The organism is Limnothrix sp. FACHB-406, assembly GCF_014698235.1.
GTDB lineage: Bacteria > Cyanobacteriota > Cyanobacteriia > CACIAM-69d > CACIAM-69d > CACIAM-69d.
This window is the reverse complement of sequence record NZ_JACJSP010000001.1, coordinates 64786-87086: the sequence shown is the minus strand read 5'-3', so window position 1 is coordinate 87086 and position 22301 is coordinate 64786. Positions and strand designations below refer to the sequence as shown.

Sequence of the window (22301 nt, the reverse complement as noted above, 5' to 3'; positions counted from 1 at the left end):
TTAAGGCGGGATCGTTAAGAGCTTGTTAACTTCCTGAGTGGCCGATTTTTTGGCTTCCAATCGCTGCACCAGGAATCACCTGGCTCAGGAAACGTTGCGCTAACCAGCCGCGCCAGCCTCACTCGATCGCGATTCTGACCGTCTTTTTGCTAATTCACCCGCTCTTGCTGCTAGGAGTCATTGTCGCCCAATGTTTCCCTCCGAGTCTGAAGACCTGTTCGATCTGATGGGCGATCGGCCCGACAAACCCGAAGAAGCCTGTGGCGTTTTTGGGGTTTACGCGCCGGGCGAAAACATCGCCACCCTTGCTTATTTTGGCCTCTTTGCACTCCAGCACCGGGGGCAAGAATCGGCGGGGATTGCCACCTTTGATGGCTCAACGGTGCATGTCCACAAGGACATGGGCCTCGTTTCGCAAGTCTTCAACGAAAAAATCCTGCAAGAGCTACCGGGAAATTTGGCCGTGGGCCACACCCGCTACTCCACCACCGGATCCAGCCGTCGCGTCAATGCACAACCGGCCGTGGTGAAAACGCGCTTGGGGTCTTTGGCCCTGGCCCACAATGGCAACTTGGTCAACACGGCGGAACTGCGAGATTCCTTGGCCGCCCGCAACTGTGAATTTGCCACCACCACGGACTCCGAGGCGATCGCGATCGCCATTGGCCAAGAGGTGGACAGCGGTTTGGGTTGGATGGAAGGGGCCATTCGGGCCTTCCAGCAATGCCAAGGGGCCTTCAGTTTGGTCATTGGGACTCCCGACGGCATGATCGGCACTCGCGACACCAACGGCGTGCGACCGCTGGTGATTGGCACGCTGCCCGGTGCGCCCGAGCGCTATGTGCTGGCTTCGGAAACCTGTGCCCTAGACATCATCGGCGCGGACTATCTGCGGGATGTGGAACCGGGGGAAATGGTTTGGATCACGAACGATGGTCTCGCCTCCTTCTTTTGGGCCACGCAGCCGGAGCCGAAGCTGTGCGTTTTTGAGATGATCTATTTCGCTCGCCCAGACAGCAAGTTCCACAACGACAGCCTTTATAGCTATCGAATGCGGTTGGGACGGCGTTTGGCGATCGAAACCCCGATCGATGCGGACATTGTGATTGCTGTGCCCGATTCCGGTGTTCCTGCCGCGATCGGCTATTCCCAGGTTTCGGGCATCACCTACGCCGAAGGGTTGATCAAAAACCGCTACGTGGGCCGCACCTTCATTCAACCGACCCAAACCATGCGGGAATCGGGAATTCGGATGAAGCTGAACCCGCTGCGGGATGTGCTCGCGGGCAAACGGGTGATTATTGTGGATGATTCGATCGTCCGGGGAACCACCAGCCGCAAGATTGTAAAAGCCTTGCGGGATGCGGGAGCCACGGAAGTTCACATGCGCATTTCTTCGCCGCCGGTCACCCATCCTTGCTTCTATGGCATCGACACGGATAACCAATCGCAACTGATTGCGGCCACCAAGTCAGTGCAGGAAATTGCCGATCAAATTGGTGTGGATACGCTGGCTTACCTGAGCGAAGAAGGGATGCTGGAGGCGACCCAGGATGCCACGCAGAATTTCTGTACGGCTTGTTTCAATGGTCGCTACCCAATTCCAGTGCCAGCCCTGTTGAAGCGATCGAAGCTGATGTTGGAAAAGCTGGAACCGGCTACGGTGGGTTCTTAGTTCCAAGGGCCTGTTATCAGCGACCCATGCATTAACCAGGAATTAACTAATGGGGCGATCGAACTTCTCGATCGCCCCATTTTTGATGGTTTTGATAGTTGGGATGGTTTTGAATTGAATTGTGTTGAGTTGTTTTGAATTGGATTATTTCTAGGGGGTTTGGGGTTCTCGATCGCCAGGTGAATTTTCCAAGGGCGGCAACTCCAGGGGAAGTAACTGCTGGGCCGGTGTGCGTATGTCGGTGGGTTGCTCAAAAAACAGCTCGATCGAGCGGTGAATTTTGGTTAGCACCGCCTCCGCCGTCGGATTTTCGCGGGGGTTATAGCTCCCCACCAGCAACAAACTCAAGCGCGGGGTGACGGGAATCAGGGTGAGCCAGGTGCGATCGAACTCTGGGCCCGCTTCTGGTTTTGTGTCCTTTGCGTCTTTGGCCTCTGAACTCACCGGATTTGGCATCGCCTGATCCGAGATTACTTGGTCTGAAATCACCCGATCTGAAATCACTCGATCTAAAACCATCCGCACAGCCGATCGCCCGGCCAAGCTCAGAGTCGATCGCTCGGTTAAGGTCAAGCCTGCCGCTTCTGCCCGAGTTGTTAAATCCGTTTCCGCCGCTTCCATGGATTGATCTAGCAGCACCAAATCCAACCGAATCAGCGATCGGGGCAGGGGTTTGGGTTGCCATCCCCGAGACGGGGCGATCGGCTCGCTATAGAACACCGAGTGATAATCCCGATGGAGCGGCATATTCCAATCGATCGGCAGTTCGATCGCCCAAAAGCCTTGGGGATGGCGCACTTTGCGATATTGATAACGCCAGTCCAAGGGCGTTTGGGGCGCTTGCACAGCCGGCCCCGGCTCGGCCCCGGCTGGGGTCAGGATTCCACCCCACAGCCATCCCAGGCAGCCCACCAGCCCGATTGTTCGCCAACACCAACCACTCCGCACACCTTTCACCATTCCCAAGTCCCGACTACCGCCGAATCATCGCCCAAACGCCGCCCATTTGCCCCGATCGCGCGATCGATCGCTTCCCTAAAACTCCCCTCGTCCCACCACGCCTCAGGAATGCAACGCAATCGGTACCCGATCAGCCACCATTCCGCTAGGCCGGCCAGCGGTCGGTTATCTCGCCAGAGCCGCCCCCGCTCCACAGGATAAGCTGGATAGTAGGCAAGCCAAGGCTTGCACGCTTTTGGATTTTGAGCCACTCCTGTTGCATTCAATTTGTATTCAACTTGCATTCAAACCGGATTGATTTGATCTCGAATCAGTACCGAATCAAGACTGAATCAAGACCGAATCAGTACCGCGTCAACATCGCGTCAATAGCGTTCCAGAACCATGAGTTTAGGTGATCAGTGGAATCGACTGACGGGCAAAAGCCGCTTCGTCGTCACCCGCATTTTTGTGCATCTAGCTGGGTCAGAAGTGGCCCCCCTGCTGGGCAAGCTCAACCAAATTGCTCGGGAGGCGATCGAAGCGGAAGGGGACTTGGACGTTTTGGGCCAAGGCCTGTCAGACCTTTGCGAAAGCCTGCTGCAATATCGAACCTATTGGCAGTCCGCCAGCAATGAGGGGGATGTGTTTTGGGATGAAGGAGAAGCGGGCGATCGGTTCAATGACCTATTCACCGACTCGGCGGCCCGTTATCTCAGTCAACCTGACCTGGATTTGCCCAGCCAACTGGATGACGACCTGCTGACCCTCCCGGCCACGAGCAACCTGTTGGTGATGTTGACGGTGGGCTATGAAGGCGAAGTCCCCAGCCTCGAAACCAACCTGGCCGATTCTGAAGCCTTAGCAACGGGTCTCAAGGCTCTGGCAAACCTCCACTACAATCAAAAATTGCGGGCTGTGCAGGTACACTTTGCCCCTGCCCGTCTGGGAGATGAGCTAACGAATGATCAGCTCCTGCAAAATTTCCCGGAACTGATTCCGCTGTAGAAACTCCCGCTTAGGGGGTCTTTTGGAGGAATGCCGTCCCATCGGAATTTCAATCCGAGAAATCAGGGTCGGTCTTTTTTAATCAATGCTCGCTTGCTGTTTTGGCTTGCTGTTTTGGGGCTGCGGCTCTTGGTTCGGCCGCCACCGCGCGATCGATTCGTTGCTGGCGGATTGCAGACTTGGCCCATTGCCGGCTTGGCCCACAGAACTCAGCTTCTTGGCCGCCCAATGGCCTCAAGCGTGATTTTGTTGTTTTGAGATAGCCCTATGCTCCGAAAATTATTGGCTTTGGTACTGGCGATCGCGATCGCCTGGGTCACAATCACCGGCTCACCAACGGTGGTGCGAGCGGAAGCCTTGCCCAGCGCCATTGTGGCCGCCGCGCCTAGTGCTGCCAAATCCCTGCCCACGGGCGACTATCCGGTTCAGCAGGCCGCCTATGACGACGGCACGGGGGAATATGCCCTGATGCTGTTAAACACGCCCGCTGGTGCTTCGCCGGTTTTTCGCACCTCCGAGTTGCAGATGGCCCGGCTGGATGACGAGGCGATCGCCCAAGGGAAAAAGCCCTACCTGGCCATGAAAGACGGTCGGCCCGTGCTGTACCTCAACGAAGACTTCAAAATCGAATATCTCCATAGCGAAACCGCTGTCCAAACCAATCCCCAAACGGGTGAGCAACAAGCGGTGATTGTTCGCCGTGAGTCTAGTTTCTGGTCTCCCTTTGCTGGAGCGATCGCGGGTCAAGTGGTGGCGAATGCTTTGTTTGCACCCCATTACGTGCTGCCCCCGGCCTATCTGCCCGGTCGCCCCTTGGTGGGCTACGGCGGCTATGGTCGCAGCTACGGTGATGCCATCAGCAGCTATCAAAACCGCTACAACGCTGCCCCCGTGGCCGAGCGCAACCGCCAGCAGTTCCGCGCCACCGGCAATGTGGCTCGCAATGCTACGGGGCTGAACCGCCCGGCCGCCAACAACCGAGCCAAGGCCACTGGCTCCGGCTTTGGGAGCAGCACCTTCCGCAGCAACCCCAACCGCCGCGTGGCTGCTCCCCGGCCCCGCAGCAGCTTTGGCAGCAGCTTTGGGCGATCGCCCGTGCGGATGCGATCGAGCTTTGGCAGCTTCCGCCGTCGGTAGGTAATTGCTCCCGGTTGATTACTGATCCCAGTTGATTAGCGTCCCATTACCATCGTCTGATTAACGGTGGTTTGCGGAACAATTTCCGAACAATTGCCAGCGTTACTCACCGTTTGGCACAGCGCGATCGATTCCTGAAACAGAGGAGTCGATCGCTTTTTGATCTCTGACTTTTTCAAACTGGCTAACTGCATTGCTAACCGCTTGGCTAACTGCATTGCTAACCCCTGGCAAAATGGCTAGCAAAATGAGCAGCGATGCTGGGTTGCACGATGCAACAGCACCTCGTAGTGGCGATCGCGGATGTTGTAAGCCCCAAATCGTTCCAAGTGTGGATTCATCATTTGGGCATCAAACAACAGAAAATCGCGACGGCGCAGATGCTCAACCAGCTTGACCATTGCCACCTTCGAGCCATCGGGAATTTGATAAAACATCGATTCGCCAATGAACGCCCCACCGATCACAATCCCCAAAACGCCGCCGGCCAGGTGGTCGCCCTGCCAGGTTTCAAAACTGTGGGCATAGCCAGCGCAATGGAGCGCCCAATAAATTTCCTTTAGCTCTTCCGAGATCCAAGTGGTGTCCCGATCGGCACAGCCTTCCACCACATCCCGAAATGCTCGATCGATCGCCACCGTAAACCGATTTTGATTCAGCACTCGCCGCAGGGACTTGGGATATCGGAAGCGATCGTCCAGCGGAATCAGTGTCCGTTCCCGGCTGCAATACCAGCCCAAATCGTTACCCGTTTCATCGGCCATCAAAAAATAGCCGCGCGAATAGCCAGCAATCAGCGCCGGAATATCGTATTGGGACATGCAGGAGTCGGTGGTGTTGCCCATCGGCCCTTGAAATAGCACAGTGGAGCCGATTCTAGCGCGATCGCCTGATCCCTATGCAACCAATCCTCTGAATCTCTGCAACTGATCAGCCAGCCCCATGCAAATTAGAAATACTTGTTTGGGCGATTTCGCTGCGATCGCTCGCTTAATTTCGCAATTGATGGCTTATTTCTATGTTTCGCTCCAGCCAAGCGGTAACGTAATTTTAAAAGTTGTCCCTACATTAAGCTTGCTGTCTACTTTGATTGTTCCATGCTGCAAGTCTACAAAGCGCTTGACAATATTCAAACCCAAGCCAGTTCCAGGAATATTACTGACGTTTTTACCTCGACGAAAAGGTTCAAATAGGTGGGGTAAATCTTCGCGGGGAATGCCGATGCCTTGATCGCAAATTTGGAACGTCACCTGGCCGCTGCGCTTTGACAGTCGCAAACAAATTGGGCTTTGACGGTGATGGGAATATCGAATTGAATTAGAGAGAATATTGGTCAGAATCGATCGCAATAGTTTTTCGTCTAAATTGGCCATCATATGACGATGCCGACTCAACATCGATATTGATTGTTGAGCAGATGTCGCCTGCATTTCTGCTACCAAGCCATGGCAAAACTGCACTAGCTCGATCGGCTGAGGTTGAACCATGAGCTTATGGGCCTCAGTTTTACCGATCACTAGAATGTCATCAATCATTTGAGTCATGCGTTCTACATCGTTCTTGACTCCCTGAAGATAATTTTGGCGCTGCTCGTGGGAAAGTTGTGCATCATAACGGTCAAGCGATGATGCTGACAGCAAAATATTATTCAGTGGATTGCGAAATTCATGACAAACCATCGAAACAAAGCGAGATTTGAGATCGCTTAGCTCCTGGAGTTCTTGATTGGCACGATGAAGTTGAGCCGTGCGATCGCGCACTTTTAACTCAAGTTCCTCATTGGTTCGCTGCAACAAAGTCTCTGCCCATTTGCGTTGGGTAATATCTTGGAAGGTAACCACCGTTCCAATCACATTTCCTTGCTGATCTTGCATGGGCGTGCTGATATATTCAACGGGAAAACTCGATCCATCCTTGCGCCAAAAAACTTCCGTATTGGCACGATGAATTCGTCCGTCTTGAAAAGCTTGATAAATTGGGCAGTCATGGATGGGATAGGGTTGGCCATCGGGTTTGGAATGATGCAAAACCGAATGCATGGACTGACCAATTAAGTCCTGAATTTCCCAACCAATCATGCTGGCCGCTGCTGGATTCACAAAAGTTACTCGACCTGCTAAATCCAGCCCATAGACCCCCTCGCCCACCGCATTCAGGATTAACTCATGCTGGCGACGCAGGGCTTCTAGGTCAGTTTCCGGCGATGCTCGTAAGGCGGAGATATGCGCCTCAGCCGGTGTCGTGGTCGGCTTTGAAACAGGCTGTGACCAATAATATTGCCGCATGATGTCCAGAATTCCTGACAAATTTTGCGACTGATGAGGATGTGTATCCTCTTACACTACACGGTTTGGAGAATACGCCCGAAACTTGGCCGGCATGGTACACCACCCAGGTCATTACTGTAAATCAGGCAGTTCATGACGAAAGTTTTGGTGATTGAAGACGAAGCGCAAACCCGCAGCATCTTCATGGGATGTCTGACGTTTGAGGGGTTTTGTGCGATCGAGGCTGAGAACGGTTCGATCGGGATCAAGTTAGCCCAAATGCATCTGCCAGATTTGATTATCTGCGACGTTATGATGCCCGATCTTGATGGTTACAGCGTTCTATCGGCCATTCGTCGCCATCCGGCCACCGCTGCAATTCCATTTATTTTCCTCACTGCCAAAGCAACCATGGCAGATTTGCGCCAGGGGATGGAATTGGGCGCAGATGATTATTTAACCAAGCCCTGTAGCGTTGAACAATTGTTGGCGGCGATCACTACTCGCCTAGAACGAAAAGCCCAATTGGCAGCGAGTTTTCATGCATCCCCAGCAGAAAGCACAATAAACGGTCAATCCGAAAACGGAATTTTTCCTGACTGTTCTCGTTTATCGCAAGTATTTGCATTCATCGAAGCCAACTATCACCGCCCGATCGGGTTAAATGATGTGGCCAAGGCGGTCGGCTATTCTCCCGCCTATTTAACGAATTTGACCCAAGAGCTAACGGGCTATAGCATCAAGCGTTGGATTACGGAACGCCGTATGTCCCAGGCACGAATGTTACTTTGTGAAACCGATCAACCCGTGCGCCAAATTGCAGCGGGAGTGGGCTATGCAGACGTGGCTTACTTCACTCGCCAATTTCGGCAGCTCTATGGCGATCCGCCCCAGTCCTGGCGAAACTCTGTGCGACTACGATTCGCATAGGAATGGTATTGAATACAACAAAATAGATCAATTATTTGTGTATAGAACTATCTCTGCATAAAGCGCAGGTGTGATTCCAAAATTTCAGAAAAATTGACGCTTTTTGCTTGATTTTTCCGAAATCAGGGGATTCTAGCGCATTATTTTCCAAATGAGAATTTTCTAAACTTCCCACAAAGTTCTAGGTTGTTCTTTGAAGAGCGAAAAAAAATCCTACTCTTGCCAAAAAAATTCTAATGCGATCGCCCATTATTCCTTGGTATTGTGCAAGGCAACAGACCCGAATGTTGTCCTGCGCAATACCAATTGGAGCAGCTCATGTCATCAGTGGATATTCGCTCTCAGGCTCAAGTCGAACTCAGTCGTTGTCCCTGCGGAGGAACTCATTTTCCTCAGGATCACTGGCAAGCGGCCGAAGGAATGCCCCACGATCCGGCAGAACTCGTTAATGATCTCATTCGGATGGGTTTGTACAAGCCTGAAACCCTAGAGCTGGCCAGGACACTGACTGAAGTGGAGATGAAAGAAGCGCTGCTGCTACGACAGATGGGCGGCAACCCAGAGCGAGAACGCTTTTGTCAGGCGCTGATTAAGGAAGCAGGCGGGCTTGATCAGGTATTTGCAGCCGCATTCGGTGTTCACTCCACGGAATTTTTTAGCAACACCATTCACAATAGTGAATTTAGCCGACGAGAATTCCTAAAACGAGTGGTGGTGGCTGGAGCATTGATCGCCGCTGCTAGCTGCGGCCCACAACAGGGTCAAGCCCCCACAACAGATCAGTCCCCTGCGGCGGATGCGCCAACGAATTTGGAGAAAAAGGATTTAACGATCGGGTTCATTCCCATCACCTGTGCCACCCCGATCGTGATGTCGGAGCCGCTGGGTTTCTACAGCAAATATGGCTTGAATGTGCAAGTGAAAAAGATGCCCAACTGGGCTGCTGTTCGGGACTCCGCGATCGCGGGTGAACTCGATGCTTATCACATGCTTTCTCCCATGCCGATCGCAATCACCCTCGGCTTAGGTTCAGCAGCATTTCCCATCAAGCTGGCCAGCATTGAAAACATCAATGGTCAGGCAATTACCGTTGCTGCCAAGCATAAAGGCAAGGTGAAGGAAGCCAAAGACTTCAAGGGCTTCAAAATTGGCGTGCCCTTCCCCTTCTCGATGCACAATATGCTGATTCGCTATTACCTAGCGGCTGGGGGACTGAATCCAGATAAGGATGTGCAAATTTCACCCGTGCCACCGCCGGACAGTGTTGCCAAAATGGCAGCAGGTGAAATTGATGCCATGTTGATGCCTGATCCCTTCAATCAACGGGCTGTTTTTGAACAGGTTGGGTTCATTCACATGTTGACGAAAGATCTGTGGGATGGACACCCTTGCTGTGCTTTTGCCGCTAGTCAATCGTGGATTGATGCAAATCCCAACACCTTCCGGGCCGTAAACAAGTCGATTATTGACGCGGCTGCCTATGCAAATACGCCAGCTAATCGTCCTGAAATTGCCAGGGCTTTGATTGAGCGTAAGTATCTCAATCAACCCTTGCCTGTGGTGGAAGCTGTGCTAACGGGCAAATTTGAAGATGGGCTGGGTAATACGCAGGATGTGCCCGATCGTATTGGCTTTGATCCCTATCCTTGGAAGAGTTTTTCCAAGTGGATTGCAGCACAATTAGTCCGCTGGGATCTGATGCCCAAAGACAAAGCAGATTACGACAAGATGGCCCAAGATATCTTCTTGACGGATTTGGCAGCGGAACTGCAAAAAGAACTGGGTCAAACGCCGCCCAGCACTGCCGAGCGGTCTGAAAAGCTGAAGTACGACACCTTCGATCCCAAAGACCCCGCCGCTTATGTTGATGAGCAAATCAAGCGGTTTAAAGTCTAGCGAGGTTTACCATCGTGACCAATGAAGTACTCCGCTCTGCTCCATCAAAGGTTAAGCCATTTCGGCTGAATACTGACCAACAAGCCTTCTTGTTGTTTGTGGGAATTCTGCTAGTGTTTTTGGGTTTGTGGGAGTTGGGCGCAAATTCCAAACTCTTCTTGCCCATCATGCCCTCTGCTAGCCAAACGATCGCCGATCTTTGGTTTTGGATCTCAAACCCGTTTTTTGATAATGGGCCTAATGATCAGGGCATTGGTCTCTTGTTATTGACCAGTTTGCGCCGAGTTTTGAGCGGTTTTTTGATTGGCACGACGATCGCCATTCCCCTGGGAATTTTGATTGGTCTATCGCCCGTGGTTTCCAAAGCCGTTGATCCCTTCATTCAAATTCTGCGTCCTGTTTCTCCGCTCGCCTGGCTGCCATTGGGTCTGGCGCTCATGCGAGATTCGGAAAGAACAGCCCTGTTTGTCATCGCAATCACCAGCATTTGGCCCACCCTAATTAACACCAAGTTCGGGGTCAGTAATGTGGATCCAGCCTATCTGAACGTGGCCCACACCTTAGGCGCTTCCCGCTGGCGAATCATTACCAGGGTAATTTTGCCGGCCGCTGCTCCCAACATTGTGTCCGGGCTACGAATTAGCCTAGGAATTGCTTGGTTGGTGATTGTAGCGGCGGAGATTCTGTTGAGTGGTGGAATTGGCTATTTCGTTTGGAATGAATGGAATAACTTGAAGATCACCAGCATCATTACTGCCATCTTGATTGTTGGGCTGGTAGGGCTGCTGATGGACTACCTATTTGGTGTATTGCAACATCGAGTTTCCTTTGGCCAAAGGTCTTAATCCATGCAAGTTCCTGCATCTAAAATGGCGCTCCCCTCCCTTGAACCGCCTGTAGCGCATCTGACACTGCACGGTATTTCCAAAGTATTCCCGGGACGCACGGGCAAGATGGACAAATTGCTGCGGCGCACCTCAAAATCTTTTGTGGCGATCGCGGATATTGATCTGGAAGTGGAGCCTAACACCTTCGTTTCGATCATTGGGCCATCGGGTTGCGGCAAGTCCACGTTGCTGAACATTATTGCGGGATTATCTCAGCCCACCACGGGACAAGTCAGCATCAATGGTCAGCCGGTTTCTGCACCTGGGCCCGATCGCGGCGTTGTGTTTCAAAACTATGCCCTGATGCCCTGGATGACGGTTGCCGAAAACATCGATTTTGCGGTGGAAACAGTCTACCCAACCATGGGAATTGCCCAGCGAAAATCGATCGTCCAAGACTACATTGGTTTGGTGGGGCTACGGGGAGCTGAGGCTAAACACCCCCATGAACTTTCAGGGGGAATGAAGCAACGGGTGGGCATTGCTAGGGCGCTGGCAATCAATCCACAAATTTTGTTGATGGATGAACCCTTTGGCGCTTTGGATGCGCTCACACGCGGTTTTCTCCAAGACGAAATTGAGCGAATTTGGGAACAAGAGCGCAAGACCGTGATCTTGATTACTCACAGCATTGAAGAAGCGCTGCTGTTGTCTGACAAGATTGTGATGATGACACGGGGCCCGGCTGCGGGTATTGCTCAGGTGCTGGATGTGCCATTTCCTCGGCCGCGCCGTCGGGAAGAACTGGATCAATATCCGGGCTACCACGAACTGAAAGCGGCCATGGAGCAGCATTTGTCCTACGAAACACGGGCTGTGGAAGAGTCTCGGGTGCGGAAATAACTACCGTTGGCCGCAGACAGAATCAACCCCGTCAAAATCAGCAACGCAACCCAAACATTGAAAGGAAAAGAAAGGAAAAAATATGTCTACCACTGAAATTCCCGCGATCACCGCAACCCTATTGGCAGCTAAAAAGGCAAAGGGGGTGACATTCACGGAGTTAGAACAGGCGATCGGTCGGGATGAAGTGTGGATTGCAGCGGTGATCTATCGCCAAGCTTCTGCCTCTGCTGATGAAGCTAGCAAGCTGCTCAGCGCTCTGGGACTCAGCGAAGATTTAGTGCCAGAACTGACAGAATCTTCGGTGAAAGGGCTGGGGCCTGTGGTTCCCACCGATCCGCTGATCTATCGGTTCTACGAAATCATGCAGGTCTATGGAATGCCGATGAAAGCTGTGATTCATGAGAAGTTTGGTGATGGGATCATGAGCGCGATCGACTTCACCTTGGACATTGAAAAAGAGGAAGATCCCAAGGGCGATCGCGTGAAAATCACCATGAATGGTAAATTCCTGCCCTACAAAAAATGGTAATCAGGAGCATCAACCATGAAACAGCGCCATGCTGCTGCTAGGTCAACAGCTAAAACTGACTGGCTAGCCTACATCACCAAAATCTTAGCCTTCATCGGACTTTGGCAAGTCATTTCTAACAGTGCCCAGTTGTTGACTCATTGGTTTTGATAGGTGCAAAATTTAGTGTGGAGGCGATGCGATGCATTACTTCCACACTAAAATCAATAATGAAATCGATATTCTTAAACAGGGCGATCGGCTTGTAGTTTCTTCAACGCTCTTCCTGATCCCTAGTTCCGTGCTATCTCGACCAGCCCGTAACCAGCTACATCAACAAAATGCTTTATCGCATCCCTTTTTTGTTCATATTAAACCCATAAACGTAAAGGTCAGCAAAGCGATATCGCTCATCCTTAGGTCGCCATTCCGCCAGCCCGATCGACTTCAAAAGCTGCACAAAACGCTCAAAATCTGGCTCAACCTCTCGGGCAGAATTTTCCCAGCATTGCTCCAACTCTTTCAGTTCCAGTAAGGCATCTTTTCCTGACAAGGAATCAAAGAACGCTGAGAGATTGCCATACTCTTCACGCATTTCTTGGCAACGTGCTCGTGAGGCTTCTTCGAGTGCGAGTGCCATAAAGCGGCTTCGGAAAAGACGATCCGCTTGGAATTTAGAATCATCTTTATGTTGCAATTCTAATTTTTTGGCTTCAGCGAGCAACACGACCAAGCTACGGGGATAGGTCGCACCACTGGTGTCGCTAAGGCGGTCATAGACCCAGCGATAGAGATATTTTCCACGCGATCCCAACCGGATGCGATCACCCCACAGAACCTTTAACGCTTCAACCAGCATCTCTTCTGTTGCGGAATTGGGATCTGGGATCGGAGTAACTCGACTAACCAGCTTTTTAAACTTCTCTGATTGCGTAACCTGGCGATAGGCAAAGCGTAGTAATTCAATACGCTTCCACTCTAATCTGATAGATCGTCCGCGAAGATGACTTCTGTTGTCGAAAATTAATCTTTCCCAAATATCTTCACGGAGAAAGATTTTAATCCGAAGATTGGTTAATTCTTTGGCATCAAACTCTTGAACCAATTTAAAGAGTCCGATCAATGCATCACTGCGCAAGTTATTGGCTTCCGCCAAGTCTTGATCTAGATTGTCATAAAGCAGCCAAATTTTTTGGCCTTGCCTCTTGAGATAGTTGTTAATATCTTTTAGAGCATCAAAAATCAATGGTCGTAGCTCTCGGCCTTGAGACCACTGAAGCAATAAATTTTGGTGTTCTGAGCCAAATTGAAGATTTTTTACATTACCAAAACTGTCTTTTAGTAGTTTATATTTTTCTTTTCTCAGACTAATCAATGACTGGCTATAATCAGTCAGTATTCTAAAGAGCGCATAAGAGGCCCAAAAGCCCAACCAACTGGTTTGAGAATCGCGTAAATCGGTACGAATAAAGTCAAATTCACTCTCTGTTGGGCGACCAGAGGACAACATACCATGCCCTGAAAGAATCGTAATGTTCTTCAAACGATCAGTAAGCTTTTGGGCAAAATCAAAATGCTTCAAAAATAGAAAATAAAGAGCCGTTTTACCAGTTCCTTTACGACCAGTAACTAGACAAACTCTGTCATCTAGGAAATCGTAAAAATTAGAGGTCTTCTGAAAAAGATCACTGAGATTTGCTTGCTCTTGCGTAGCATCAACATCAGAAAATCGCAGATTTTTAATGATTTCCCAACGATCATCTTTTAATTGAGTTGATACGGACAAGCTAGAAGTTGAGTCTTTTAGGATTAAATTTGCAATCGGCTGATACCAGTCCACGACAGTATGGACAGGGTAGTGAGGAGCTACTGCAATCGGGAGAAGATATTCAATACAAATCGCGTTATCAGTGCTAGCTGAATCATCACTCTCAGCATTGTCGATCTCTTCTTCACTGTCTTGCGGAATGAAGTGATTAAGAATTTCGCTTAAATCGCTCTGAATTAGTTGGGCTGTTTTCTTAGAATCCGAGTTGGGAATTGGTGAAAAGACAAAATTAATATTCTGCTTGCCCAATGAGCCGAGAGCTTGCACTAAAATTTTTGCTCCCTCTGCATTTTGAGCATTGGGGAACAACACCAAAATGGCAGAATCTGCTGCTTGAACCAAGGAAAAAGCACCCCATTGATTCAAGCCAGTTCGAGAATCTACTAAAATCAAATCTGGCTCAATCTGTTTTTTGATATCGCGGGTAAAGACATCCCACAAAGACTCATTACCATTAACCCAAGTACTGGCCTTTAAGTCGTCCACTTTTGCTAAGTAATCAAGATCGAGTTTTCCCGTGGGCACAACAAAGAAGCGACCACCACGGGTATCGCCTAATTGCTGATCTCGATATTCCGCTAAGATATCGCCGATTTGAATTTCATAATTTGCTCCGTCAGGCGCATAAGCCCGCTCATAGAAATAATCAACAATGCCGACTTCTGGCGAATCATCCAGATCCAAAGCTTTACTGAGTCCTGGAGCTTCGATATCCAGATCGACAACTACAACTTTCTTGCCCTGTTTTACCAATAGCCAAGCCACATGAATCAGGGCTGTTGTGCGGCCAACACCCCCTTTGAAGGAATAGAAAGCAACAGTACGGGGCGATCGGGGCGATCGTTCCTTCACCTCACCGTGATTCTGGGGATTTTGCGCCCAAATTGCTAAGTCATGCCAAGTTCTAACTGATTGAACACGATCGCTAGCAGGCCGCTCAATTTCCAACGTTTTTGCTTCATCTTGTGTATACAGCGATAGAAAGCCCGTCGGACTTTGAACAATTTCATTGACCTGAGCGCGGCGGTCGCTATGGCTAGTCCCACGAAATTGATCGCTGACCACCGTAATGTTCAATAATCCGGAGGGCGATCGATATAAATGAACCCAATTAGTTGATGCATTGGCAACAAAATGATCAACCAATCGTTGGTAAATGGTTTGAATATCCCAAGATTCAGATAACTTTTGGCTCATACAAATTGTTGGAACTATGAATTAAGAAGACTGCAATGATTGCCGATTCAACCAAGTCGTGAGGGCTTGATAGTTGACTTTCCATCGCTCGTAATCTGAAGCCTCTAAAGAACCGCCGTAATATCGAAGATTAATAAATGGGTATCCAGGCAAAGGATTCTGAATCGCAGTTAAAGCGTCTCGAATTTGACTACTGGGTGATGGGATAACTCCAATCTCTTCTAGTTTATTCAGTGCTTCCTCTAGGTTATGTCCAGGATTAGAAATGTTGCAATGTTGACTAGGTTGATGTTCAGATCTCGGGTGCGGCCTCCAGTACCGTTGGTTTTCAGGAAAATATCCGAGGATTAATGCTTTCAAACGACATTCAATGACAATACCGCCCATGTGCATAGCCGCAATTCGACGATCGGCTTTGGCGAGAACAGCTTGGTCTTGAGCGCGTTCCACAAAGGCGCTTGCATAGTCTTCAATCATCAGCTTATCGCATACAACAAAGGGTAGACAGGTTGCTGTCTACCCTCGAAGTTTAGTCTAGCCTAGACTCACAATAGAGTCTACAGCCGCCCTTACTCGATGCCTTCGATGCGGTCTTCCACTTCTTGGTAGAGATCCCGCAGGCGATCGAGGTTTTCATCGCTCGTATCCCAGTAGCCACGGCCGTTGGCTTCCAGCAGCGTGCCGAGCATCCGGCGGAAAGAGTGAGGATTCAGATCCATCAGTCGCTTGCACATTTCGGGGTCAGCGATGAAGGTGTCGTTTGTGTCCTCATAGACCCAGTTGTCCACTGCGTCCGCCGTGGCGCTCCAGCCCAGGGTGTTGTTTAGGCGCTTGGCCAGCTCGCGCACCCCTTCGTAGCCGTGGGACAGCATCCCTTCGTACCACTTGGGATTCAACATCTTGGTGCGGGCATCCAAGCGGACGGTTTCCGACAGGGTACGCACTTGGGCGTTGGCGGTGCTGGTGTCGGCCATGTAGGCGGCGGGCTTTTTGCCGTCACCACGCAGGCTGGCCACCACCTTGGTCGGGTCGGAGTCGTAGTAGTGCGACACGTCGGTCATGGAAATTTCCGACGAATCCAGGTTTTGGAAGGTCACGTCTACGGTCTTCAGGGCGCGTTCCAGCAACTCGCGGGACTGCTCCATTTCGCCGGGGTTGTCGGCGGAGAAGGCGAAGGACTTGCGCGACAGGTACATGTCTTGCAGGTCTTTTTCCTGTTCCCAGGTGCCGTTTTCCACCGCTAGACCGACGTTGGTGGAGTAGGAGCCGGAGGAGTTGGTGAACACGCGGGTGGCGGCTTGGCGCAGGTTGATGCCGAGTTCTGCCGCTTGGGCCATGGCGTGCTTGCGGACGAAGTTCATTTCCAACGGCTCGTCGGCTTCGGCGGCCATCTTGACGGCGCGATCGAGCAGGGCCATTTGGTTCACAAACAAGTCACGGAACACGCCGGAGCAGGTGATCACCGTGTCGATCCGGGGGCGACCCAGTTCCTCAAGGGAGACGAGTTCCAGCTTGTTGACGCGACCCAGGGCATCGGGCACGGGCTTCACGCCCACCAGCCAGAGGATCTGTGCCAGGGATTCGCCGTAGGTCTTGATGTTGTCGGTTCCCCAGAGGACGCAGGCGATCGTCTCGGGGTATGCGCCGCCGTTGTCTTGGCGTTGGCGATCGAGCAGCCGATCAACCACCACCTTGGCCGACTGCACCGCCGCCGTGGTCGGAATCGACTGGGGATCGAGGGCGTGCATGTTCTTGCCCGTGGGCAGCACTTCCGGGTTCCGAACCGGGTCGCCGCCGGGGCCGGGCAGGATGTATTCCCCTTCGAGGGCCCGCAGCAGGGAGGCCATTTCGTTGTCGGCCACGATTTGCTGGAGGCAGAATTCCAAGTACTCGAACAACGGTTTTAGGGAGTCGCGATCGACGTTGTTAAACCCAGCCTCGCCCAGGGCTTCAACCCAGGGCTGCTTTTGCGTGCCGAAGCCAAAGAAGTTGAACTTGGCTAGCTTCGAGAGGCGACCATCGGTGTCGATTTGGGCATCAACCATGGCCTTGACTGCCGTGCGGGTGGCCAGGGTGATTTGTTGCAACAGTTCCACATCGGCCAGCACGCCCTTATCGCTGTTGCGATAGATCTCTTCGATGTCGCGATAGATGCTGTTGGCGATGATCCGGGGCAGGGCGATGATCCCGTCTTCGGGACGATCGAGTGCAGCAATGTTGACCAGGGTGGCCACCGCTTCTTCGGCCGTCGGCGGCTTACCAATCACGTGCAGGCCGCAAGGCAACAGGCGCGACTCAATTTCCATCAACTTCCGGTAGACGGAGCCGACCACCGTATCGCGTTCGCTGTCGGTCAAGTCCTTGGCGGTCGTTTCCGGCAAGTTCACGTCTTTGTCGAGGTTGACAGCGCGGGCTTGCTCGATAATCGCATCGACGATCGAGGGGCCGCGGCCCGTGTCCTTCAGGGTTTGGTAGGAACCGATCAGATCGCTCAGTTCCTTCAGACCCTTATAGAGACCCGCGTTTTCGGCGGGCGGGGTCAGGTAGGAAATGGTTTCCGCGTAGCCCCGGCGCTTAGCGATCGTCGCTTCGCTGGGGTTGTTGGCCGCGTAGTAGTAGAGGTTGGGGATCGAACCAATCAGGCTATCGGGATAGCAGTCGTTGGACATGCCGATTTGCTTACCGGGCATGAACTCCAGCGAACCGTGGGTGCCGAAGTGCAGCACCGCATCTGCGCCCCAGACCTTTTCCAGGTAGGTGTAGTAGGCAGCAAAGCCGTGGTGGGGGCTAGCCGATCGCGAGAACAGCAGCAACATCGGGTCACCTTCGTAGCCGAAGGTGGGCTGCACACCGATGAACACGTTGCCGAAATGCTTCCCGAACACCAGCAGGTTTTGGCCGTCGCTGTTCAGGTTCCCCGGCGGTTTGCCCCAGTTTTCTTCCAGCTTCTTGGAATAGGGAGTGAGCTTTTCGTATTCCGCCACGCTCATCCGGTAGGCCACGTTCAGCTCGGGGCTGGCGTATTGGGCCTGGGCATCCTTGAGGACGGCTTCCATCAGTTCCTTGGGCGACTCGGGCACGTCGCGTAGGTCGTAGCCTTCCCGTTGCAGCCCCTTCAGCACCTCATGGATCGAGCCAAACACGTCCAGATAGGCCGCCGTGCCCACGTTGCCCTTGTCCGGCGGGAAGCTGAAGACGGTGATCGCCACTTTCTTGTGCAGCTTCGGCTTGCGACGCAGGTTGGCCCACTTGAGGGCGCGCTCGGCGATCGCCTGGACTCGGTCTTGCAGGGCGATCGCCTTGCCGGTGTTGCCGTCGCGACCGGAGACGATAATCGGCTCGATCGCCCCGTCCAACTCAGGAATCGCGATTTGCAGGGCCACCTGGATCGGGTGCAAGCCCAGCTCGCTTTCTTCCCACTCTTCGGTGGTTTGGAACACCAACGGCAGCGCCACCATGTAGGGACGGTTCAGGCGCTTCAGGGATTCGATCGCCTTCGGATGATCCTGCCGGGCCGGGCCGCCCACCAGGGCAAATCCCGTCAGCGACACCACCGCATCGACGATCGTGGTCGGTTCGCCGCCGTTCTTGCTCGGCAAGTAGAAATATTCATCCACCGGCTTCGAGAAGTCCAAGCCCCCGGCAAACACCGGGATCACCTTCGCGCCTTGGGCTTCAAACTCTTGCACCATGCCCACATAGTGCGCGTCATCACCCGTTACCAAGTGCGTCCGCTGCAACACCAAACCCACACAGGGCGCATCGGGATCACGCACCGCATCGGGCACGACGGACGAGCTGCGATACCAAGCCAAATACTCGTTCGTGTCCTCAAACATCTTGGGAGCCAGCGGGTGCCAAATCCCCATATCGGGATAGGTCACCGGCTCGGCATAGTCCAAATCAATTTTTTCGACTGACTGATCGCGCCCCGATTTGTCCGTCTTAAAGACATATTTATCGGCCAGCATCAGCAGGAAGTTTTCCAGGTTCTCCGGCGAACCACCCAGCCAATATTGGAAGCTGAGCATGAAACTGCGGGCATCCTGCGCCTTTTCCACGGGCAGGAATTTCAGCACGTTGGGCAGCGTCCGCAACAGCTTCAGCATCGCGTCTTCAAAGCCGCTGCCGTTTTGCTGTTTGCGCTTCTTCATGAACTCACCGATCACGCTCTTGGACTGGCCCAATTGCGCCATCGAGAAGGTGCCCAGCTTGTTCAGCCGCATCACGGGGGGCATGGAGGGGAAAACCACGGCCGCATCAAGGCGATCGCGGTGGGGCTGCACGGCGGCCACCACCTTTTCGGCCAGGTCTTCAATAAAGATCAATGAAGCAATGAAGATGTTGGCTCTGGCCACATCATCACAAAAAGCTTCGTAATTTTCGGGGCTACGCAGCTCTTCAATCAAATAGCCGCTGATTTCCACGGCCACATTCGGATTGTTGGCATTAATCGACTTGACTGCTGCCGTCAAGGCGCTCTGGTACTGCGCTTCCAGAACGACGTAGACCACCTTGACTAAAGACCGCCCCCGAAGATCTTCGGGTTGGACGTGGCGCACGGCGGGCTTGACGTAGGTGAACATCCGGTACTCTCTCCTGCGGCTGGGTTGGATGAGGATGGAAACTCGAAAACGCTTGCTCTCTAGGCACTTTTACCAGATCGCCGATTGGCGCTGATCTGCAATTCTAGGATCTGACACAATTCGATAAAAATAATCCTGCTAATTATTTCAGTTTGTTGCAAATTGGAAACTGTAAGCGATCGCCTGATCCGGCAGATTTGTCTTGAGTCGTTGATGGGCTGGATCTTTAATTGGGAGGGGTTTTTACAGGTTTCGGAATCGGCATAAACAAGAATCTTTTGCAATTAGGATTCAGCTAAAAATATGGACAAAACCAAAATAAATCTGCCGCTAACTGGCACAAGCTTCTCTGAAATGGGGTCGATTTGATCGGGCTGGCTTGGGTCAATCCTTAAGAATTAGCGATCGCCATGGGTTACAAAACGAGCTATCCCAAGCACTTTGGGCGATCGCCTGGGGCCTTTGGCATCCTGCTTGGGAAGATTGGGAACTGAGCACGGCGTGAGAAACCAATTGAACTGGCAAAAAATTGAGCAAAAGCCAGCAATTTTGGTGATCAATCGATCCTTTGATCTTGATTAATCCATGTTGATCTATTTTGGTTAATTTAAATTCGTTAAATTAGCCTGTTAGCCTTTGATCTTTAATTTTCTGATCAAATCAGCTTTGGGTTTGCCAATTTCTAATCAGTTAAAGCTGGCAACTAAATTACTTTATTGATTAACTGCGATAGTTTTTTCAGAAAATATTCAAATGGAGAAAAAGAGTCGATAGTGAGTTTAATTGGAAATTATTCAAAGGTTATCGAAATTGCTTGAATCATTTGAATTTATTTCAATATCAAACCAAAATCACTAATTTGGTGGTTATAGTCAAACTGCCAATCATGAAAAATTGATCAATACGAAATGAAAATTCGATCAAGCATTGATCGGTGAAATTGATTGATGATAGTTGGCCAATCAATCAATCGTTCCTGATTGATCATTGATCCTGGATTATTCTTCGCCTTTGGCAGCGTTGCTCAGAGGGCCAACGGCTGGCAGATTCAACGACCAGTGATATTCGATCGGGAGCTGTTTGTTTTGGCAACTGGCTTCCAACTGTTTTTGAACGGCGAGTGCCCGGCGGAGGGTGGCCACCAATTCTTGGAGCTGTCGGTGTTCCTCCGTGCCTCGTTTGAGAGTGCCACTGGTTTCTCGTTCCAGCAACTGAAGAAGTAGTTCGTAGTGAATGTGTGAAGGCAGCGGAATTGGAGTTTGGGACGGCCGATCCATAGGACATTCACGAAGTGATTCTGAAAAGATTCTAAAGTCAAGTTCAAGGTTAGTGGGATTTGGTTACCGTTTTAGTTGCAGCTTTTGCTCCAGTGATTTTGTGGGAATCAATTCTGTGGCAATATTTTGTGGCAATAGATAATATTGAACCATTTTACTGCTATTGTCGGGGCCTTCATCGGGAAAATTTCGATTTAGGCCTTTTAACTGTCCATGGGGAAGAGCACGAGGAAGGGGATATAGGTTCAGTATTTATCGAGTAGCGATCAGGCAAAGATCAAGCTAAATTTCAAGTAAGATTTTCCAAAAATTTTTGATGACTTGATGGCTGGCAGAAGCAGATTTATAGATGCGGATTTTTATAGACGGAGAGCATTGGGGGGCTAAAACGAGGGATTTCTTGAAATTCACCGATTTGGGGTTGAGGGAGGCTGGTTAGCGTGCAGGCGTTCTTGGAGTGGGTTTTATCGGAAATTATGCATCTGGGGCCCTGGAGCGGTGTCGCTTTCATGGTTGTGTATGTGGTTGCCACGGTGGCGCTGGTTCCCGGATCGCTGTTGACCTTGGGGGCCGGGGTGCTGTTTGGGGTGGGTTGGGGGTCGGTGATTGTTTTCTGGGCGGCCACGCTGGGGTCGCTGGCGGCGTTCCTGGTGGGGCGCTATGGCATTCGGGATTGGGTGGAACAGCGCTGGATTGCTGGAAATCGACAATTTCAGGCGATCGATCGCGCCATTGCAGAAGATGGCCTCAAGATTGTGTTGCTGATGCGCTTGTCGCCGCTGTTTCCCTTTAATGCCTTGAACTATATGTTGGGGCTAACGCAGGTTTCGATCCGAGACTACCTATTGGCTTCGATCGGGATGTTGCCGGGAACGGTTGCTTATGTCTATATCGGGGCTTCTTTTCGGGACTTGGCTAGCCTGTTTGCGGGGTATGGAGAACGAGCCAAAAGCCCGATCGAGTGGTTACTCTTTGTTTTGGGTTTGATCGCCACCCTAGTTGTAACCGGGATCGTGACGAAGGCGGCCCGCTCGGCGCTCGATCGAATTGCCGCTTCCACCCCTCCCGATTTACCGTAATTGGCAGCTCCCGCTGAAAAAAGCGATAGGCTGGAGAAATCAACACCCATTCAAGCTCAACTTAGCCTGAACGCAACCGACTGGCGACTTTTAGCCTGCGGCCTCATTTCTAACCCCACCCTTGATCCAGTAACGGTTGATCCAGCGACGGCATTTCTACGGTATTGGTATCGACAGAGGCAACCACTGCCAGCTCCATCACCCCCCACTGCCCTTGATGGGCGTTTGCATGTAGTTTGAT

Annotated in this window: 19 protein-coding genes; 10 read left to right on the top strand and 9 right to left on the bottom strand. The window is 51.6% G+C overall.

Annotation, left to right across the window (positions count from 1 at the left end; genetic code table 11):
- Positions 1–190: 190 nt before the first annotated feature.
- A complete protein-coding gene (purF, locus tag H6G53_RS00325) occupies positions 191–1675 on the top strand; it encodes an amidophosphoribosyltransferase (protein WP_190355122.1) in 1485 nt (494 codons plus the stop codon).
- A gap of 150 nt (positions 1676–1825) precedes the next feature.
- Here purF and H6G53_RS00320 read toward each other — a convergent pair whose 3' ends face one another.
- Both H6G53_RS00320 and H6G53_RS00315 read right to left on the bottom strand, forming a co-directional pair.
- Entirely contained in the window at positions 1826–2635 is an 810-nt protein-coding gene (locus H6G53_RS00320) for a hypothetical protein (protein WP_190530556.1), read from the bottom strand.
- Positions 2629–2886: a hypothetical protein gene (locus H6G53_RS00315; protein ID WP_190530555.1), complete on the bottom strand. Its 258-nt coding sequence runs from the start codon at positions 2884–2886 to the stop codon at positions 2629–2631. The genes H6G53_RS00320 and H6G53_RS00315 overlap by 7 nt, the downstream gene beginning before the upstream one ends.
- A 133-nt stretch (positions 2887–3019) precedes the next feature.
- Here H6G53_RS00315 and H6G53_RS00310 point away from each other — a divergent pair, with 133 nt between their 5' ends.
- Together H6G53_RS00310 and H6G53_RS00305 are read left to right on the top strand one after the other, a co-directional pair.
- Positions 3020–3622 carry a DUF1517 domain-containing protein gene (locus H6G53_RS00310; RefSeq protein WP_099532910.1) on the top strand — a complete coding sequence of 201 codons (603 nt, stop codon included), beginning with the start codon at positions 3020–3022 and terminating at the stop codon, positions 3620–3622.
- A 267-nt stretch (positions 3623–3889) separates the two neighbouring features.
- The gene (locus H6G53_RS00305) at positions 3890–4759 is read left to right on the top strand and encodes a hypothetical protein (protein ID WP_190530554.1); all 870 of its coding nucleotides are present in this window, start codon (positions 3890–3892) and stop codon (positions 4757–4759) included.
- A 35-nt stretch (positions 4760–4794) separates the two neighbouring features.
- On the opposite strand, the gene H6G53_RS00300 is transcribed toward H6G53_RS00305, so the two are convergent.
- The 3 genes from H6G53_RS00300 to H6G53_RS00290 all read right to left on the bottom strand — a co-directional run bounded on the left by H6G53_RS00300 (position 4795) and on the right by H6G53_RS00290 (position 7044).
- Positions 4795–4977 (bottom strand): hypothetical protein, encoded by a 183-nt coding sequence (locus H6G53_RS00300; RefSeq protein WP_190530553.1) that lies wholly within the window; start codon positions 4975–4977, stop codon positions 4795–4797.
- Between the two features lie 21 nt (positions 4978–4998).
- Complete coding sequence (gene aat / locus H6G53_RS00295) at positions 4999–5604, bottom strand: leucyl/phenylalanyl-tRNA--protein transferase (RefSeq protein WP_242026345.1); 606 nt, start codon at positions 5602–5604, stop codon at positions 4999–5001.
- 171 nt (positions 5605–5775) lie between these two features.
- Positions 5776–7044 (bottom strand): PAS domain-containing sensor histidine kinase, encoded by a 1269-nt coding sequence (locus tag H6G53_RS00290; RefSeq protein WP_190530552.1) that lies wholly within the window; start codon positions 7042–7044, stop codon positions 5776–5778.
- 135 nt (positions 7045–7179) lie between these two features.
- On the opposite strand from H6G53_RS00290, the gene H6G53_RS00285 reads away from it, so the two are divergent.
- From H6G53_RS00285 to cynS, 5 genes are all read left to right on the top strand, one after another.
- Positions 7180–7956, top strand: coding sequence for a response regulator (locus H6G53_RS00285; protein ID WP_190530551.1), 777 nt, complete (start codon positions 7180–7182; stop codon positions 7954–7956).
- 318 nt (positions 7957–8274) lie between these two features.
- Positions 8275–9852, top strand: a complete 1578-nt coding sequence (locus H6G53_RS00280) for an ABC transporter substrate-binding protein (RefSeq protein WP_190528485.1) — start codon at positions 8275–8277, stop codon at positions 9850–9852.
- Between the two features lie 14 nt (positions 9853–9866).
- On the top strand, positions 9867–10697 hold the full coding sequence (locus H6G53_RS00275) for an ABC transporter permease subunit (protein ID WP_190530550.1): 831 nt from the start codon (positions 9867–9869) through the stop codon (positions 10695–10697).
- Between the two features lie 24 nt (positions 10698–10721).
- A complete protein-coding gene (locus tag H6G53_RS00270) occupies positions 10722–11582 on the top strand; it encodes an ABC transporter ATP-binding protein (protein ID WP_199291557.1) in 861 nt (286 codons plus the stop codon).
- Positions 11583–11664: 82 nt separating this feature from the next.
- Positions 11665–12114, top strand: a complete 450-nt coding sequence (cynS, locus tag H6G53_RS00265; RefSeq protein ID WP_190530549.1) for a cyanase — start codon at positions 11665–11667, stop codon at positions 12112–12114.
- Positions 12115–12439: 325 nt separating this feature from the next.
- Here the strand turns inward: cynS and H6G53_RS00260 are convergent, their stop codons facing one another.
- The 3 genes from H6G53_RS00260 to H6G53_RS00250 form a co-directional block, all read right to left on the bottom strand.
- On the bottom strand, positions 12440–15118 hold the full coding sequence (locus tag H6G53_RS00260; protein ID WP_190530548.1) for a P-loop ATPase, Sll1717 family: 2679 nt from the start codon (positions 15116–15118) through the stop codon (positions 12440–12442).
- A 21-nt stretch (positions 15119–15139) separates the two neighbouring features.
- Positions 15140–15595, bottom strand: coding sequence for a hypothetical protein (locus tag H6G53_RS00255; RefSeq protein WP_190530547.1), 456 nt, complete (start codon positions 15593–15595; stop codon positions 15140–15142).
- Positions 15596–15687: 92 nt separating this feature from the next.
- Positions 15688–19704 carry a magnesium chelatase subunit H gene (locus H6G53_RS00250; protein ID WP_190530546.1) on the bottom strand — a complete coding sequence of 1339 codons (4017 nt, stop codon included), beginning with the start codon at positions 19702–19704 and terminating at the stop codon, positions 15688–15690.
- A gap of 379 nt (positions 19705–20083) precedes the next feature.
- On the opposite strand from H6G53_RS00250, the gene H6G53_RS18870 reads away from it, so the two are divergent.
- On the top strand, positions 20084–20209 hold the full coding sequence (locus H6G53_RS18870; RefSeq protein WP_255512327.1) for a hypothetical protein: 126 nt from the start codon (positions 20084–20086) through the stop codon (positions 20207–20209).
- Between the two features lie 493 nt (positions 20210–20702).
- On the opposite strand, the gene H6G53_RS00245 is transcribed toward H6G53_RS18870, so the two are convergent.
- Complete coding sequence (locus H6G53_RS00245; RefSeq protein ID WP_190355135.1) at positions 20703–20981, bottom strand: DUF5340 family protein; 279 nt, start codon at positions 20979–20981, stop codon at positions 20703–20705.
- 440 nt (positions 20982–21421) lie between these two features.
- Between H6G53_RS00245 and H6G53_RS00240 the strand changes: the two genes are divergently transcribed.
- Complete coding sequence (locus tag H6G53_RS00240) at positions 21422–22060, top strand: TVP38/TMEM64 family protein (RefSeq protein ID WP_347343103.1); 639 nt, start codon at positions 21422–21424, stop codon at positions 22058–22060.
- Positions 22061–22301: the final 241 nt, after the last annotated feature.

What these genes read in the sequence shown, in the direction of transcription:
- purF (WP_190355122.1), top strand. Translation starts at nt 191, where the DNA reads ATGTTTCCCTCCGAGTCTGAAGACCTGTTCGATCTGATGGGCGATCGG.
- H6G53_RS00320 (WP_190530556.1), bottom strand. Translation starts at nt 2,635, where the DNA reads ATGGTGAAAGGTGTGCGGAGTGGTTGGTGTTGGCGAACAATCGGGCTG.
- H6G53_RS00310 (WP_099532910.1), top strand. Translation starts at nt 3,020, where the DNA reads ATGAGTTTAGGTGATCAGTGGAATCGACTGACGGGCAAAAGCCGCTTC.
- H6G53_RS00305 (WP_190530554.1), top strand. Translation starts at nt 3,890, where the DNA reads ATGCTCCGAAAATTATTGGCTTTGGTACTGGCGATCGCGATCGCCTGG.
- H6G53_RS00300 (WP_190530553.1), bottom strand. Translation starts at nt 4,977, where the DNA reads ATGCAGTTAGCCAAGCGGTTAGCAATGCAGTTAGCCAGTTTGAAAAAG.
- aat (WP_242026345.1), bottom strand. Translation starts at nt 5,604, where the DNA reads ATGGGCAACACCACCGACTCCTGCATGTCCCAATACGATATTCCGGCG.
- H6G53_RS00290 (WP_190530552.1), bottom strand. Translation starts at nt 7,044, where the DNA reads ATGCGGCAATATTATTGGTCACAGCCTGTTTCAAAGCCGACCACGACA.
- H6G53_RS00285 (WP_190530551.1), top strand. Translation starts at nt 7,180, where the DNA reads ATGACGAAAGTTTTGGTGATTGAAGACGAAGCGCAAACCCGCAGCATC.
- H6G53_RS00280 (WP_190528485.1), top strand. Translation starts at nt 8,275, where the DNA reads ATGTCATCAGTGGATATTCGCTCTCAGGCTCAAGTCGAACTCAGTCGT.
- H6G53_RS00270 (WP_199291557.1), top strand. Translation starts at nt 10,722, where the DNA reads ATGGCGCTCCCCTCCCTTGAACCGCCTGTAGCGCATCTGACACTGCAC.
- cynS (WP_190530549.1), top strand. Translation starts at nt 11,665, where the DNA reads ATGTCTACCACTGAAATTCCCGCGATCACCGCAACCCTATTGGCAGCT.
- H6G53_RS00260 (WP_190530548.1), bottom strand. Translation starts at nt 15,118, where the DNA reads ATGAGCCAAAAGTTATCTGAATCTTGGGATATTCAAACCATTTACCAA.
- H6G53_RS00255 (WP_190530547.1), bottom strand. Translation starts at nt 15,595, where the DNA reads ATGATTGAAGACTATGCAAGCGCCTTTGTGGAACGCGCTCAAGACCAA.
- H6G53_RS00250 (WP_190530546.1), bottom strand. Translation starts at nt 19,704, where the DNA reads ATGTTCACCTACGTCAAGCCCGCCGTGCGCCACGTCCAACCCGAAGAT.
- H6G53_RS00245 (WP_190355135.1), bottom strand. Translation starts at nt 20,981, where the DNA reads ATGGATCGGCCGTCCCAAACTCCAATTCCGCTGCCTTCACACATTCAC.